This window comes from Prauserella rugosa (assembly GCF_000719975.1).
Taxonomy (GTDB): domain Bacteria; phylum Actinomycetota; class Actinomycetes; order Mycobacteriales; family Pseudonocardiaceae; genus Prauserella; species Prauserella rugosa.
This window is the reverse complement of record NZ_JOIJ01000002.1, coordinates 45,927-61,426: the sequence shown is the minus strand read 5'-3', so window position 1 is coordinate 61,426 and position 15,500 is coordinate 45,927. Positions and strand designations below refer to the sequence as shown.

At 70.1% G+C, this 15,500-nt stretch carries 13 protein-coding genes; 8 read left to right on the top strand and 5 right to left on the bottom strand.

Going from position 1 to position 15,500, the window contains the following annotated elements; all coding sequences use genetic code 11:
• The first annotated feature begins 22 nt into the window (after positions 1-22).
• Together IF64_RS0102880 and IF64_RS0102875 are read left to right on the top strand one after the other, a co-directional pair.
• Complete coding sequence (locus IF64_RS0102880) at positions 23-760, top strand: histidine phosphatase family protein (RefSeq protein WP_030530408.1); 738 nt, start codon at positions 23-25, stop codon at positions 758-760.
• Positions 757-2,814 (top strand): M3 family metallopeptidase, encoded by a 2,058-nt coding sequence (locus IF64_RS0102875; protein ID WP_030530407.1) that lies wholly within the window; start codon positions 757-759, stop codon positions 2,812-2,814. The genes IF64_RS0102880 and IF64_RS0102875 overlap by 4 nt, the downstream gene beginning before the upstream one ends.
• 62 nt (positions 2,815-2,876) lie before the next feature.
• Here IF64_RS0102875 and IF64_RS0102870 read toward each other — a convergent pair whose 3' ends face one another.
• The 4 genes from IF64_RS0102870 to IF64_RS0102855 form a co-directional block, all read right to left on the bottom strand.
• Positions 2,877-3,398, bottom strand: a complete 522-nt coding sequence (locus IF64_RS0102870; RefSeq protein ID WP_051757431.1) for a hypothetical protein — start codon at positions 3,396-3,398, stop codon at positions 2,877-2,879.
• A gap of 231 nt (positions 3,399-3,629) precedes the next feature.
• Positions 3,630-4,298: a hypothetical protein gene (locus IF64_RS0102865; protein ID WP_030530405.1), complete on the bottom strand. Its 669-nt coding sequence runs from the start codon at positions 4,296-4,298 to the stop codon at positions 3,630-3,632.
• 275 nt (positions 4,299-4,573) lie between these two features.
• Complete coding sequence (locus IF64_RS0102860) at positions 4,574-5,563, bottom strand: malate dehydrogenase (protein ID WP_030530404.1); 990 nt, start codon at positions 5,561-5,563, stop codon at positions 4,574-4,576.
• 42 nt (positions 5,564-5,605) lie between these two features.
• Complete coding sequence (locus IF64_RS0102855) at positions 5,606-7,723, bottom strand: FUSC family protein (protein ID WP_051757473.1); 2,118 nt, start codon at positions 7,721-7,723, stop codon at positions 5,606-5,608.
• Between the two features lie 238 nt (positions 7,724-7,961).
• Here IF64_RS0102855 and IF64_RS0102850 point away from each other — a divergent pair, with 238 nt between their 5' ends.
• A complete protein-coding gene (locus IF64_RS0102850) occupies positions 7,962-8,477 on the top strand; it encodes a DUF6069 family protein (RefSeq protein ID WP_051757429.1) in 516 nt (171 codons plus the stop codon).
• Positions 8,478-8,532: 55 nt separating this feature from the next.
• Here IF64_RS0102850 and IF64_RS0102845 read toward each other — a convergent pair whose 3' ends face one another.
• Positions 8,533-9,351, bottom strand: a complete 819-nt coding sequence (locus IF64_RS0102845; RefSeq protein WP_030530401.1) for a M55 family metallopeptidase — start codon at positions 9,349-9,351, stop codon at positions 8,533-8,535.
• Positions 9,352-9,478: 127 nt separating this feature from the next.
• On the opposite strand from IF64_RS0102845, the gene IF64_RS0102835 reads away from it, so the two are divergent.
• The 5 genes from IF64_RS0102835 to nikE all read left to right on the top strand — a co-directional run bounded on the left by IF64_RS0102835 (position 9,479) and on the right by nikE (position 15,485).
• Positions 9,479-9,865 carry a hypothetical protein gene (locus tag IF64_RS0102835; protein WP_030530400.1) on the top strand — a complete coding sequence of 129 codons (387 nt, stop codon included), beginning with the start codon at positions 9,479-9,481 and terminating at the stop codon, positions 9,863-9,865.
• Positions 9,866-10,060: 195 nt separating this feature from the next.
• A complete protein-coding gene (locus IF64_RS0102830; RefSeq protein WP_145600359.1) occupies positions 10,061-11,878 on the top strand; it encodes an ABC transporter substrate-binding protein in 1,818 nt (605 codons plus the stop codon).
• A gap of 9 nt (positions 11,879-11,887) precedes the next feature.
• Positions 11,888-12,907, top strand: coding sequence for an ABC transporter permease (locus IF64_RS0102825; RefSeq protein WP_030530398.1), 1,020 nt, complete (start codon positions 11,888-11,890; stop codon positions 12,905-12,907).
• Positions 12,904-13,785: an ABC transporter permease gene (locus tag IF64_RS0102820; protein WP_030530397.1), complete on the top strand. Its 882-nt coding sequence runs from the start codon at positions 12,904-12,906 to the stop codon at positions 13,783-13,785. The genes IF64_RS0102825 and IF64_RS0102820 overlap by 4 nt, the downstream gene beginning before the upstream one ends.
• Complete coding sequence (gene nikE, locus IF64_RS0102815; RefSeq protein ID WP_030530396.1) at positions 13,782-15,485, top strand: nickel ABC transporter ATP-binding protein NikE; 1,704 nt, start codon at positions 13,782-13,784, stop codon at positions 15,483-15,485. Before IF64_RS0102820 ends, nikE begins: the two co-directional genes overlap by 4 nt.
• Positions 15,486-15,500 lie beyond the last annotated feature (15 nt).

The window sequence follows — 15,500 nt, the reverse complement described above, 5'->3', positions numbered from 1 at the left end:
CGACAGCGCGTAGAGTGACGGCGTGGGAACCGTCATTCTGCTGCGCCACGGCCGGTCGACGGCCAACGGTTCGGGGATCCTGGCCGGTCGCACGCCGAGGATCTCGCTGGACGACACGGGCCGCCGGCAGGCGCGGGACATGGTCGAGCGCCTGTCCGACGTGCCGCTGGCGGCTCTCGTGTCCTCGCCTCTGCTGCGCTGCAAGCAGACCCTCGAACCGCTCGCCACGGCCCGCGGCCTGTCGCGGATCGCCGAGTCGCGGCTGGCCGAAGTGGACTACGGCGACTGGACGGGCCGCGAGCTGAAGACCCTCACGAAGGAACCGTTGTGGCGGGTGGTCCAGGACCACCCGTCGGCGGCGGTGTTCCCCGGAGGAGAGGGACTCGCGGCCGTCCAGGCGCGCGCCGTCGCCGCCGTGCGCGACCACGACGCCCGCATCACCGCCGAGCACGGCGAGCACGCGGTGTGGGCGCTGTGCAGCCACGGCGACGTGCTCAAGGCGATCCTCGCCGACGCGCTCGGCCAGCACCTGGACAGCTTCCAGCGCATCGTCGTGGACCCGGCTTCGGTGTCGGTCGTGCGCTACGGCGAGACGCGCCCGTTCGTGCTGCGCATCAACGACAACGGCGGCGATCTCGGTGGCGTCGTGCCGCCGAAACCGGCCAAGAAGCGTGGCCGCCGCTCGGCGAAGACCTCTTCCTCGGCCTCCGGTTCCGACGCCGTCATCGGAGGCTCCACCGGACGAAAGGACCGCGCGTGACCGACAACCCGTTGCTGGCACCGAGTGAACTGCCGTACGGGCTGCCCCCGTTCGACCGCATCGCCGACGAACACTTCCTGCCCGCCTTCGAAGCGGGCTTCGCCGAACACCGCGCAGAGATCAAGGCGATCGCCGACGACCCGGAACCGCCGTCGTTCGAGAACACGATCGTCGCGCTGGAGCGGTCGGGACAGTTGGTGCATCGGGCGGTGCAGACCCTGTTCAACCTCGTCGGCCCCGACGGCACCGAGCCGCGCCGCCGAGCACAGGCGGAGGTCGCTCCGAAACTGGCCGCGCACTCCGACGGGATCTACCTCGACGAGCGGCTGTTCGCCAGGGTCAAGGCCGTGTACGACCGGCGCGACGAGCTCGACCTGACGCCCGAGCAGGCCTGGCTCCTGCACCGCACGCACGTCGCGTTCCAACGCGCGGGCGCGGGCCTGCCCGCGGAGAAACAGCAGCGCCTCAGGGAACTGAACGAGCAGCTGTCCACACTGGAGACCACGTTCGAGAACCACCTGCAGGCCGAGATGAACGACCTCGCCGTGCTCGTGGACGACAAGGCCGAGCTGGCCGGACTGTCGGACGCGGAGATCGCCGCCGCGGCGGATGCGGCCGCGGCGCGTGGCGAGGACGGCAAGTACCTGTTGACGCTGGGCCTGCCGTCCGCGCAGCCGATCCTGGCGTCGCTGGAGAACCGGGCGCTGCGCGAGCGGGTGCACCGGGCGTCGGTGTCGAGGGGCGGCCGGGGCAACGACCACGACACCAGAGAGGTGCTGACGCGGATCGCCAGGCTGCGGGCCGAACGCGCCGCGCTGCTCGGCTACCCGCACCACGCCGCCTACGTCATCGAGGACCAGACCGCGGGCTCGTACGAGGCGGCGCGCGGCATGCTGGAGCGGCTCGCAGGCCCCGCCGTCGCCAACGCCCGTGCCGAGGCCGAGGAACTGCGCGAGGAGATGCGGCGCGACGGCTACGACGTCGGCGGCACCGACGAGTTGCAGCCGTGGGACTGGGCGTTCTACGCCGAGCGGGTGCGCAAGCGCAAGTACGACGTCGACGAGGCCGCGCTCCGTCCGTACTTCGAGCTCGACCGGGTGCTGGTCGACGGGGTGTTCTTCGCCGCGGGCCAGGTGTACGGGCTGTCGTTCACCGAACGGACGGACCTGGCCGGTTACCTGCCGGACGTCCGGGTCTTCGAGGTCTTCGACGCCGACGGCTCGCCGCTGGGCCTGTTCCTCGGGGACTTCTACACCCGCGAGACCAAGCGTGGCGGCGCGTGGATGACGAACTTCGTCGAGCAGTCGCGGTTGTTCGGCCAGAAGCCGGTCGTGCTCAACAACCTCAACATCACCAAGCCCCCCGAGGGCGAGCCGACGCTGCTGACCTTCGACGAGGTCACCACGATGTTCCACGAGTTCGGGCACGCGCTGCACGGATTGCTGTCCGATGTGGAGTACCAGTCGTTGCAGGGTCCGAACGTGCCGCGCGACTTCGTGGAATTCCCCTCCCAGGTCAACGAGATGTGGGCCCTGTGGCCCGAGGTGCTGGAACGCTACGCCCGGCACTACCGCACCGGGGAGCCGTTGCCCGCCGAGATCGTGGCGAAGTTGAAGGAGTCGACGAACTACGGCGAGGGTTTCCGCACCACGGAGTACCTCGCTGCGGCGCTGCTCGACCTGGCGTGGCACTCCATCGGACCCGACACCGAGATCGGCGACGTCGAGACCTTCGAGGCCGAGGCGCTGGCGAAGGCGGGCGTCGCCATGCCGGAGGTGCCGCCGCGGTACCGCAGCACGTACTTCGCGCACATCTTCACGAACGGCTACTCGGCCGGTTACTACTCCTACATCTGGGCCGAGGTGCTGGACGCCGACTCGGTCGAGTGGTTCCGCGAGAACGGCGGGATGACGCGGGAGAACGGCGACCGCTTCCGCCACGAGCTGCTCGCCAAGGGCGGCAGCGTCGACGTGATGGAGGCGTTCCGCGCCTTCCGCGGCCGTGACCCCGAGCTGCAGCCGTTACTCGAACGGCGCGGTCTCACCGCAGCGTGAGCTGACGCCGTCCCGGCGTTCCCGGTCCGGACGCCGACCGTGTCCGGACCGGGAACGGGTCGTCACCTGGTCCAGACGACCGGGCTGTCCTCGTAGTCGGGAGCATCGGTGAAGTGCACCTCGGCCACGTCCTCGCCGTGCAGTGAGGGCTCGATCGTGCAGCTGGTGAACGACAGGCCCGGCTCGTCGAAGAATCTCGGGGCGGACTTGCTCTCACACTTGTCCACGCCCTGCGCAAATCCCATCGCCAGACTCGTGGATCGGCCGCCGTCGAGGCGGCCGTGCAGCTCGACCCGCGCGTTGTCCAGGGTGGAGCCGTCGAGGTTCTCGGCGGTGAAACTGATGTAGTACGGCGTGATGCGCTCGTCGATCGTGGAACCGCCGCTCTGGGGCAGGTCCGCAGGGGCGCCCTTCTCGACACCGGTCACCGTGATGGCGATGGTGCCCTTCTCGACGACGGTGCCGGGGACGCCTCTTTTGTCCCGCTTGTGTTCGAACGGCACGACCGCCCGCTCGCCGATCTCCAGTGTGGTTCCCGGTGCGGTGATGTCGTCGCCCGGTGCCGCGCGCTCGCCGCCCGGCACTGCGGCTCCATCGCCGCAGGCCGACAGCAAGAGGCCCGTAGCGATTGCGGCCGCCGAAGCGACGATACTTCCGTTGCGCACGTTTACCTCACTGGGTCGAGTGGGCTTCCGACGTGGCAGTGTTCGCAGCGGAGGCTCTGCGACCGACCATCGTGACGGTGTGAGGACGAGGTCGCCGGCTTCCCGTCGAAGCCGGCGACCTTCTGCAATCCGCGAGCTCAGCGTGGGCCGTCACTCGGTCCAGACGATGGGGTCGTCCTTGTAGGCGTCGTAGTCGTCGAAGTGCACCTCCGTGACGTCACCGAGCGCCGAACCCTGGATCTTGCAGGACTCCATCGTCGAACCGGGCTGGTCCCAGTCGGAGGGCCGGCTGCCGCGATCGCACTTGTCGATGCCGCCCATGACGGTGAGCACCGCGCCGGTCCGGCCGCCGTCGTCGAGGGTGCCGTTGAGGTAGACCGACGAGGACACCGAGCTGTCGCCGGTGTTGTTCGTCAGCGTGTACTTCAGGTAGTACGGCGTGATCCGCTCGTCGAGCTCACTGCCGTCGCTCTTCTTCGGCAGATCCGCGTGGTCACCCTTCTCGATCCCCGTCACGGTCACCCCGATGGTGCCCGCCTCGGGGTCGTCCTCGTCGGCGGGAAGGGTCGCGGTCTCGCCGAAGGACAGCGTCGTGCCGGGCTCGGTGATCTCGCCCGCATCGGCGGGCGCGGCACCCGAGTCCTCGTCGTCGCCCGCGTCTATCGGCTCGGCGACGTCCGAGGACGGCGCTGCGGAGCTCGTGGCCTCCGTGGTGTTCGCGGGTTCGGCCGAGCCTTCCGTGTCGTCCCCGCCACAGGCGGTGAGCAGCAGACCGATCGTCGCGGTGGCCGCGACGGCGGCCATACGTCCCTTACGCACTGGAACCCCTCACTGTGTGTGATCAGCACTGCCGAACGGCAGTAGTTGGCAGTATTGACGTTGCGGACATTCCAGGCGTTCCACGTCAGGCGAAAGGTGTCTGTGGACACGTTGGGTAATGACATACCGCGACGGTGATTCCCGGGAAACGGCGCGGAGGAATCACCGGGGACGCGCAGACAGGGGTTACGAGCGGGGCGATACGACGGAAAAGGGGCCGGGGAGGGCGGTGTGTGCCTTCCCCGGCCCCTTGAGAGTCGCCGGTGCGACGTCGATCAGATCAGGCCGAGCTGCTTCACCGCGTCGCGCTCCTCGGTGAGCTCGCGCACCGAGGCGTCGATCTTGCCGCGGGAGAACTCGTCGATCTCCAGGCCCTGCACGATCTCGTACGAACCGTTCTTGGTCGTCACCGGGAACGACGAGATGATGCCCTCCGGCACGCCGTACGACCCGTCGGACGGGATGCCCATGGACACCCAGTCACCCTCGGCCGTGCCGTTGACCCAGTCGTAGACGTGGTCGATGGCGGCGTTGGCCGCGGAGGCCGCCGACGAGGCACCACGGGCCTCGATGATCTCGGCGCCGCGCTTGGCCACGCGCGGGATGAACTCGTCCTCGAGCCACTTCTGGTCGCCGACGGCCTCGGCGGCGTTCTTGCCGCCCACCTCGGCGTGGAAGATGTCCGGGTACTGCGTGGCCGAGTGGTTGCCCCAGATGGTGAGCTTCTTGACGTCGGCCACGTTCACGCCCAGCTTCTTGGCCAGCTGCGCCTGGGCACGGTTGTGGTCGAGGCGCGTCATCGCCGTGAACCGCTCCTTCGGCACGTCCGGCGCGTGGGCCTGGGCGATCAGGGCGTTGGTGTTGGCCGGGTTGCCCACCACGAGAATCTTCACGTCGTCGGCCGCGCCCGCGTTGATGGCCTCACCCTGCGGCTTGAAGATGCCACCGTTGGCCTCGAGCAGGTCGCCGCGCTCCATGCCCTTGGTCCGCGGGCGGGCGCCGACGAGGAGGCCGACGTTGACGCCGTCGAACGCCTTCGTCGCGTCGTCGAAGATGTCGATGCCCTGCAGGAGCGGGAACGCGCCGTCCTCGAGCTCGAGCGCGGTGCCCTCGGCCGCCTTCACCGCCTGCGGGATCTCCAGCAGCCGCAGCTTGACCGGCGTGTCCTGGCCGAGCAGCTGACCGGACGCGATACGGAACAGCAGCGCGTAACCGATCTGGCCGGCGGCGCCGGTGACGGTGACGTTGACAGGGGCTTGGGTCATGTCGTTCTCCTGCTGATGGGTTCAGTGCTTGTACTCCGGATGCTATCCGGCGGTGTCGGCTCCGGGCGGGTGCGTCGCCTCACCTGTACCGATTGAGCCGGTCCTGGGTGTGACGCCGAACGCCTTGCCGAGGGCGCCGACGGCCTCGTCGAGCTTGGCGAAGCTGCCGAGCACGACGCGGACCGCAGGCTCGTCGTGGGGTCCGATGCCGTCGTCGCCGGGTGGGGACACGACGTGTCCCTTCGCGCCGGGGGAGCGGATGGCTTCCAGCAACGTGTCGATGTTGTGCGTGATCCTGGTGGTCACCGCCTCGAGCCGGTCGTCGAGCGCGAGCAGGCCCGGCTGGGCGCGCGCCGCGATGTGCCGGGCCCGGAACGCGACGGCCTCGAGGGTGTCGAGCACGTACCAGCCGTAGTCGCGCCGGGCGGCCCGCAGGCTGATCGGGTGGGTGAGCGGTTCCACGGTGGTCCGGACCTGTTCGACGTCGCGATCGAGGATGCGCGACAGTTCGATGACGTTCACGTTGTCCACGCCGGTGAGCAGCGTGCGGGTGTGCGTGACGTACTCGCGCAGGTCCTCGAGGGTGGTCGCGACGTCGTCGAGCATCACCGCTCTGGTGCGCACCGGCACGATGACGACCGCGGCGAGTACGCCCGCCGCCGCGCCGACGGCCGTCTCGGCCAGACGCACGCCGAGGACGTCGATGCTGAACGTGCCGAGCAGGCTGTAGAGCAGGCCGAGCATCGTGGTGATGAAGAACGTCATCACGACCTGCGACGTGCGGGCGAAGAACACCATGCCGAACACGCAGGCCAGGATCAGCACGATCGTGGCGGGCAGATTCTCGGCCACGACGAGTGCGCACAGGGCGCCGGCGAAGATGCCCACGACCGTGCCCACGATGCGGCGGGCGCTCTTGATCAGGGTCGCACCGGCGCTGGAGGCGCCGAGGAAGACGACGAACACGGTCAGCACCGCCCAGTACCACCGTTGGTGCGAGACGAGTTCGCCGCCGAGCACGGCGAGGCCGCCGCCGAGGACCGCCTGGATGGCACTGCGGGTCTGGTTGTCGTAGGCCAGCAGCGGGGTGCGTTCCGGCTCCGGTTCCTCGGGCGGTTCCGGCTCGGCCGAGTAGTCGCGTTCGGCGATGCGCTGGGCGTTGAGGTCGGCCAGCGCCAGTTCGGCGATGGCGCGGCGCACCTCGTCGCCGGGTTCGGCGTTGTCGCCGAGCCTGCTGCCGCTGACGAGCAGTTCGCTGAACTCCTCGGTGTCGCTGATGACGGGCAGCTCGCGCGGGTCGCGTTCGATCAGCGAACGGAACCGGTGCAGGCGCGCGACGAGGTCGTCGCGGACGGCCGGGTCGAGCGCGTCGCCGCACACCCGACGGGTGGTGATCGCCAGCCACTGCGCCGCCAGTTCCACCTCGAGCGCGCGCCTGCGCAGCAGTGCCGTCGCCTTCGGGTCGTCGAACACGTCGCCGATCGTGTCCTCGATCAGCAGCACGGCCTCGTGCAGGCGATCACCGGCCCGCCGCAGCTGTTTGTCGCTGCGGGCCGAACCGCCCGACGCGAGGTGACCCGCCGCCGCGGCGACGCTGGCGCTGAGACGGGTACGGAACGACCGGCGCACGGCGAGCAGTTCGCGGCCGGCCCTGCGGGGCAGCACCACGAACCGCACGACGGCGTTGGCGGTCAGCCCGACGCCGAGTGCCAGCAGCAGGGTCGGCACCTGCGCGAGCCGGGTCTGCAGGAACATCGCGAAGAAGAACAGGAAGAACGACGCCGAACCGAGCGCGATGCCGCGTGGGCCGAACCGCTGGGCGTAGACCGCGACGAAGATCAGGAGCACGAACACGACGCCGTCGAGCGGCGGCGCGCCCTGACCGAGGCTCGCGGCGGTCAGGGCCGCGGCGCCGACGACGAACACCAGCAACAGCGACACGGCTTGCCCCGCGGGTTCCGGGTCGCTGATCGCGAACGCGGCCATCATCGCCCCGATCGCACCGACCAGAACGACCGTCAACGGCTGGCCGGTGGGCACGAGCACCGCCACGGCGATCGCGATGCCGAGGACGGCGGAGAGCGCACGCCTGCTGCGGGACCAACCGGGATCCGAGGCGCGCAGCCGGTCGACCGCGGTCTCCAGTGCTGCGCCGATCATCCGCGTGCTCCCCGTCTTCCGAGTTCCGCCCGCGTCCGTGGGGTTCGCGGGCGTCGCCTGCAACGGAAACCGGTATGCACCACGCACCACACCGTAGTCCGACGGGCCGATCTCGCGGCACAGTGCCGCCGGACCGACACCACCACGGGCCCACGGTGACACCCTGTCGGGCGGTGGCCGCGTGTCGCCCGCGTCGTCGTGTCGCGCACCGGCCGGTGCGGGCTTACCGTTGGTAACGGTGAGCAGCTATTACGGATCCGACGGTTACGACTCGTACGGTGATCGCGGCGAGTACGGCGATCACGGCGGCCGGCGTCGCGTGACGTCGTCGAGGCCGCGCGTCAACGCGGGCACGCTGTGGGCCGGCGGTGCGGCGACCGCGCTCGTGGCCGCACTGGTCGGCGTGGTCGCCACGCTCGTCGTGACCGGTGTGTTCGACATCCCGGTGATCGCACCCGCCAACGCCGAGGGGGCCGTCGACTACATCGGCGCCGTGTGGCTCGCGGGCTTCGGCGTCGTCGGATCGTTCCTCGCGACCGCGCTGGCGCACCTGCTCATGCTCGTCGCGCCCCGGCCGATGGCCTTCCTCGGTTGGATCGTCGGCCTGGTGACGGTGGTGTTCGTCGTGTGGCCGTTCACGATCGCGGTCGAGCTCGAGGTGCAGATCGCCAGCGCGCTCGTCTACATCGTCATGGGCATCGCCATCGGCTCGCTGGTGAGCGGCATGGCGACCAGGGCGATCGAGGAGTACTGACCCTCGGCCCACGCTCGATCGGTTCGCGGGCCGTGCCTGGCCGGTGCCGAGCGGCTCAGCCGTACTTGCCTTGCACGGCCCCGTCGGCGATCGAGGTCACGACCTTGAACGCCTTCATCGCGTCGGTCATCGTGGCCGCGTCGAAGCCGACCCTGCGGAGTCCGACCTCCTCCACCGTGGGCACCACCGCGGCCGCCTGGGCGAGGTGGCTCGCGTCGAACTCGATCTCGATGCGGTGCGGGCCCACCACGCGCTCGCCGCGGCCGGCGCGCGCCATGGCGCGTTCGGCGGCCTCGGCGATGCGGGCGGACGTGACCGACGGCGGGTCGCACACCGCGGCGTAGCGGCTCACGCATTCCTTGACCACGACGTGCTCGGCGCCGGGTGCGTACTCGGCGGCGTCGGCGCATGCGCGGTCGTCGCCGGTGACGACCAGGACCGGCACGCCGTACTCGGCCGCCAGCACCGTGTTCAGCCTGCCCTCACTGGCCGGCGCGTCGTCGAGCCACACGCCGGTGATGTGGGCGGGCAGGTAGGTGTGCGACAGCACGCCCTCGCACCCGGAGCCCGCGTGGTATCCGAGCAGGACCGCTCCGTCCACTCCGGAGTCCACGCCCTCCATCATGGACAGTGGCTTGTGGCGGCCGGTCAGCAGCCTGGCCCTCGTGTCGAGCTCCTCCAGCAGCAGGTTCCGCTGCGACAGGTGCGCCTCGTTGACCAGCACGCTGTCGGCCCCGCCCGAGCACAGGCCGGCCACGGCGGCGTTCACGTCGCCGGTCAGCATCTGCCGGAAGCGCTGCCACTGCTCGGTGCCGGGCAGGACGTCGTCGGTCCAGGTGACACCGGTGACGCCTTCCATGTCGGCCGAGATCATGATCTTCGTGGGACCGGAGGAGGTCCGGCTGGGCTCTGTCATGGCCACAGGCTACGACGCGGGGACGGCCGAAACGATCATGTCGCCGGCGGTGTCGCATTCGCCCCGTCTGCGCCTATCCTGAGGCATGGCCGCGGAGCTGCTGGTGCATGCCGCGCTCTTCGTGTTCCCGAGTGTGGCGGTGCTGCTGATCGTGACGACGCCGGGCGTCGTCGGGGCGGCCGTGCGCCGCGGCAGGGCCCACGGTGGGCCCGTGCCGCAGGGTCGCCCGATCGAGTGCATCGCCGCCGACCTGCGCCACGCGCGCCGGGTGCTGGAGCGCCTCGAGCCGGATGCGTCCCGGTTCCACCGGCGCGAGGCGCACGAGCGCTACGACGCCCTGCTCGCCGAGGCCTGCCGCGCCACGGGGATCCCCGCCGAGGCGCTGGACGAACCGACCACCGGCATCGACCGCGACATCACCCGCCTGACCCTGGAAGACGCCCTCGTCGAGCGCGGCCTCGCGCCGCACTGAGTACGTCACCAAGTACGTCACCGAGCACGACACCGGGAACGCCGTCGGGGTGCGGCGCGCGCCGGGTGTGGACGCCGGTTGCTACTTCCGTCGGTTACGGCTTGGAAACCGTTGGGCAAATCGTTGACAGTGCGTTCGTGCAGGTGGTTACTTTTTGCGCTTCGGGTCCTCTCCTGGAGACAACGAGGTGTAACCGTGCGTTTCCGTCGATTCCGGCGCAGCAGAGCGCTGCTGGCCACACTGGCTGTTCCCGTTCTGGTCGCGGGGCCGTTCACCCCCGCCGCGAGTGCGCAGGACGGTGAGGACGGCGACCGCTCGGTGCTGCGTGTCGCGCTCGTCCAGGAGATCGACCATCTCAACCCGTTCACGGCCAGCTTCGCCTCGAGCACGATGATCGGGCGGATGGCGTGGGAGTTCATGACCCCGCCTTCGGCCGAGGACGCGACGCCCACGGGCGGGGTCGCGGAGAAGTGGGAGCCCTCCGACGACGGTCTGACGTGGACGTTCACCATCCGCGACGGCATGAAGTGGTCGGACGGGCAGGACTTGACGTCCGAGGACGTCAAGTTCACCTTCGACAAGATCATGAACGATCCGGTGGCCGCCGAGGCCAACGGAAGTTACGTGGAGAACTTCGAGAAGGTCACCGCACCCGACGAGCGCACCGTCAAGGTCACCACATCGGAACCGCAGGCCAGCATGACGGCACTGGACATTCCGATCGTCCCGAAGCACATCTGGTCGAAGGTCGACGACTACTCGGCCGGCGAGACCGACACCCTCGACATGGTCGGCGTGGGCAGCGGCCCGTTCGTGATCACCGACTACCAGCCCAACCGGATCGTCAAGCTGGAGGCCAACGAGCACTTCTGGCGCGGCAAGGTGGACGTCGACGAGCTGCAGTTCATCCAGTTCGAGAACGCCGACGCCGCGGTCTCGGCCCTGCAGAGCGGTGAGGTCGACTTCGTCAACCGGCTGACCCCCGCACAGTTCGACGCACTCAAGAACACCGACGGCATCACCACCAGCCAGGCCAACGGACGCCGCTACAGCGACCTGCTGATGAACCCGGGTGCGAAGAACCAGGCCGGTCGCAGCATCGGCAGCGGGCACCCCGCGCTCCAGGACGTCACGGTTCGGCAGGCCATCGCCCGCGCCATCGACACCGAGACGCTCGTGGACAAGGCGCTCGGCGGATACGGCCAGCAGCCGGGTGGGCTCGTGCCGGAGATCTACGACGACTACCACTACCAGCCCAGCGGCGACGAGAAGTTCACGTTCGATCCGCAGCGAGCCAACACCATGCTGGACGAGGCCGGCTACGAGAAGGGCGGGGACGGCGTTCGCCGCACCCCGGACGGCAGGCCCCTCGAGTTCACCCTCACGGCGCGCTCGAGCGAGGAGTTCGACGTCCGCACGGCCGACTACATCGTCGGCTGGCTCGGCGACATCGGCATCAAGGTCACCAAGGACATGGTGTCCGACAACGAGATGGACGAGAAGACCACCGCAGGCGAGTACGACCTCGCGCTCTCCGGATACGGCACCAACCCGGACCCGGACTACATCCTCGCCAAGCAGACGTGCGGCGCTCTGCCGACGTCGGAGGGCAGCAGCCGCAGCAACGCCTTCTACTGCAACCCCGCCTACGACCGGCTGTACAAGCAGCAGCTGGCCGAGATGGATCCCGCCAAGCGCGCCGAGATCGTCAAACGGGCCCAGGCGGTGTACTACAAGGACGCCCCGAGCTTCGTGCTGACCTACGAGCAGACGCTCGAGGCGTACCGCTCGGACCGGTGGACCGGCTTTCCCCGCCAGCCACGGGGCGACGGGGTGATCATGGAGCAGACCGGCTACTGGGGTTTCGCGGGCGCCAAGCCCGTGGACGGTGGCGGTGAGGGCGGCATGCCGACGGGCGCGTGGGTGGCCATCGGCGCGGTCGCGCTCGTGGTCGTCGCGGGCGGAGGCACGATGCTGGCGCGCCGCAAGGGCTCCGCCGACGATCGGGAGTAGGGACGACGCGTGACCGTCAGCACGACCGGCGAGCCCGCCATCGACCCCGACGAGCGGCGCGCAGGCACCTCCACGGTGCGCTACGTCGCGGGCAAGATCGGCGGCGCACTCGTCAGCCTTGTCTTCGTGGTGGCCCTCGGGTTCTTCCTGTTCCGGATGATCCCCGGCGATCCGCTGGCCACCATGACCAGGGAACGCCCCACGGGCGCCGAGCAGCTCGCGCACCTGCGGGAACGTCTCGGACTCGACCAGCCGCTGTGGCAGCAGTTCCTCGACTACGTCGGCGGCCTGCTCCGCGGTGACTTCGGCACCTCCTACATGTACCGGCGGCCGGTCGCGGACATGATCGGTGAGCGCGTGTGGCCCACGCTGCTGCTGGTGGGGACCGCGACCGTGCTGGCGGTGCTGCTGGGTATGTGGCTCGGCGTGCGTGCCGCATGGCGCAGGGGAGGGATGTTCGACCGCACCCAGACGGGCATCGCACTGGCCCTGTGGTCGATGCCGCAGTTCTGGCTCGGCCTGCTGCTGCTCATCGCCACGCAGGGGGTGTTCCCGAGCAGGGGCATGAGCTCGGTCGACACCCCCGACGGGGCGGCCGCGCAGATCCTCGACGTCGCGTGGCACCTCACGCTGCCCTGTCTGACGTTGCTGCTGGTGATCTACGCGCAGTACATGCTCGTCATGCGTTCGTCCCTGCTCGAAGAGATGGGTGCCGACTATCTGCAGACCGCGAGGGCGAAAGGACTGCGGGACGATCTCGTGCGCAGGCGCCACGCCGTGCCGAACGCGTTGCTGCCGACGATGACGCTGATCTTCCTCCAGTTCGGCATGGTCGTGTCCGGCACCGTCACGGTCGAGGCGGTGTTCTCGTGGCCGGGTCTCGGCCTGCTGACCTACGAGGCGCTACGTGGTCCGGACCTTCCGGTCCTGCAGGGGGTGTTCGTGATCCTGGCCGGTTCGGTGATCGTGATGAATCTGCTGGCCGATCTGCTGTACCGGGTCGTCGACCCGCGGGTGCGTGCGTCGTGAGCGCCCCGGTGTGGCAGCGACGGCGAGCGGCCGCCGTGCAGGTCTGGCAGGAGTTCCGCGGCAACACCGGCGGACTCGTCGGCGCGGCGTTCATCGTGGCCCTCGTCGTGGCCTCGCTCGTCGCCCCGCTGGTGGTCGACCAGGCGGGCCTGGACGTCGTCACCGCCACCGGCTCGCCGCTGGAACCGCCGAGCGGCCGGTTCTGGCTCGGCACCGACGAATCGGGCCGGTCGATCCTGCTGCTGACGTTCTGGGGCGCCCGGGTGTCGCTGCTCGTCGGTTTCGCCGCGACCCTGTTGTCCGTGCTCGTCGGCACGCTCGTGGGCGTGGTCTCGGCGCATTTCGGCGGCTGGGTGTCGGCGGTGCTGATGCGTGTCACCGACTTCTTCCTGGTGCTTCCCGCGCTCGTGCTCGCCGCGGTGCTGATGGCCGTGCTTCCGAAGTCGATGTGGACGCTGATCCTCGCGATCGGAGCGACCTCGTGGCCCACCACGGCACGGCTGGTGCGTGCGCAGACCCTCGCCGTCGAAGGACGTCCCTACATCGAGCGGTCCAAGGCACTCGGCGGCGGGCACGCACACGTGATCGGCAAACACGTCCTGCCGTCGGTGCTGCCACTGGTGTTCGCCAACACCACACTCGTCGTCGGCGGGTCGATCATCGCCGAGTCCACATTGGCCTTCCTCGGCATGGCCGGCCCCGAGATCTCCTGGGGCTCGATGCTCGACCGAGCCAACTCGTCGGGTGCGGTCACCGCCGGAGCGTGGTGGTACCTGCTGCCGCCCGGCGTGATGATCGTGCTCGTCGTGCTGTCGTTCACGCTCGTCGGGCGCGCGCTGGAGACCGTGCTGAACCCGCGTCTGAAGGGGGACCGGTGACCTCGCCGCCACCACTGCTCGAGCTGAGGAACCTCGGCGTCACCTACCGCTCCGCCGCCGGCGACGTGCACGCCGTCCGCGGCGTCGACCTGACCCTCGACAAGGGCGAGACACTGGGGATCGCGGGGGAGTCGGGGTCGGGCAAGTCCACCGTCGCGGCGAGCGTGCTGCGCCTGCTGCCGAAGTCGGCGACCGTCACCGGCGAGGTGCTGCTCGACGGCGAGAACGTCGCCGACATGCGGTGGGGCCGGCTGCGCGCGGTCCGGTGGTCCGAGGCTGCGGTGGTCTTCCAGGGCGCCATGCACGCGCTGAACCCGGTGCAGCGCATCGGACGGCAGATCGCCGAGCCGATCCGCCTACACGGCACGGTCGCCGGAGACGCCGCCGACCCGTCGGAGGCGCCAGGGGAGTCCGGGGCGCCGGCCGGGCACACCGCGCCGTCCGAGGCGGAGGTCGACGCCCGCGTCCGCGAGCTGCTCGCCCAGGTCGACCTGCCGCCGTCGAAGGCGCGTTCGTACCCGCACGAGCTCTCGGGAGGGCAGAAGCAGCGGGTGATGATCGCGATGGCCCTGGCGTGCCGGCCACGGCTGCTCATCGCCGACGAACCGACGACCGCGCTCGACGTCGTCGTCCAGGCGCAGGTGCTCGACCTGCTCGGCGGGCTCGTCGCCGAGCAGGGCATCGGACTCATGTTCATCACCCACGACCTGTCGGTGCTGGCCTCGACGTGCCGCCGGATCGCGGTCATGTACCGCGGGGAGGTGGTCGAATCCGGTGCGGCCAAGGACGTCATCGCCGCACCCGGGCACGAGCACACCAAGGCGCTGGCGGGTGCCTTTCCCACCGTGGGCGATCCACTGTCGCGCTACGCACCGGCGACGACCGCGCCGCTGCCGGAGACCACCGGGCCCGATCCCGAAGCGCCCGTGCTGCTGTCGGCCCGCGACCTGCGGGTGCACTTCCGCGATCGCACGGGCGCGACGGTGCCCGCGGTGGCCGGTGTCGACCTGGACGTGCGCGCGGGGGAGATCGTGGCGCTCGTGGGCCAGTCCGGCTCCGGCAAGACCACGCTCGCGCGGACACTGCTGGGACTGCAGCGCCCGACGTCGGGCAGTGTGCGCCACGACGGCGAGCCGCTGCCGACCTCGACGTCGGCGCTACGGGCCTACCGGCGGCGCGTGCAGCTGGTCTTGCAGGATCCGAGCAGTGCGCTGAACCCGCGGCACACCGTGTACGAGTCCGTCGCCGAAGGGCCCCGCATCCACGGCCTCGACGGCGACGAACGCGAGCGGGTGGTCGCCGCACTCGAGGCGGCCGAGCTCCGGCCTGCCGAGGACTTCCTACCGCGCCTTCCGCACGAATTGTCCGGCGGGCAGCGCCAGCGTGTGGTCATCGCCGGCGCCCTGGCCCTGGAACCGGACGTGCTCGTCGCCGACGAACCGGTCGCGTCCCTGGACGCCTCGGTGCGCGGGGAGATCCTCGGGCTGCTGCTGCGGCTGCGTGCCCGGCTCGGTCTCGCGGGGCTGGTGATCACCCACGATCTCGGCCTGGCCTGGAACATCGCCGACCGGGTCGCCGTGATGTACCGCGGCGAGCTGGTGGAGGTCGGCGATGTCGAACAGGTGCTGCTACGACCGCAGCACGACTACACGCGTTCGCTGCTCGACGCGCTGCCCGCGGCGACGGCGGACGACCGGTGAACGCCGACCGCACGC

Bases quoted from the DNA above. Each gene is read 5' to 3' on its own strand.
- IF64_RS0102845 (WP_030530401.1), bottom strand. From the start codon at position 9,351: ATGATCTCGGCCGACATGGAAGGCGTCACCGGTGTCACCTGGACCGAC.
- IF64_RS0102855 (WP_051757473.1), bottom strand. From the start codon at position 7,723: ATGATCGGCGCAGCACTGGAGACCGCGGTCGACCGGCTGCGCGCCTCG.
- IF64_RS0102835 (WP_030530400.1), top strand. From the start codon at position 9,479: ATGGCCGCGGAGCTGCTGGTGCATGCCGCGCTCTTCGTGTTCCCGAGT.
- IF64_RS0102860 (WP_030530404.1), bottom strand. From the start codon at position 5,563: ATGACCCAAGCCCCTGTCAACGTCACCGTCACCGGCGCCGCCGGCCAG.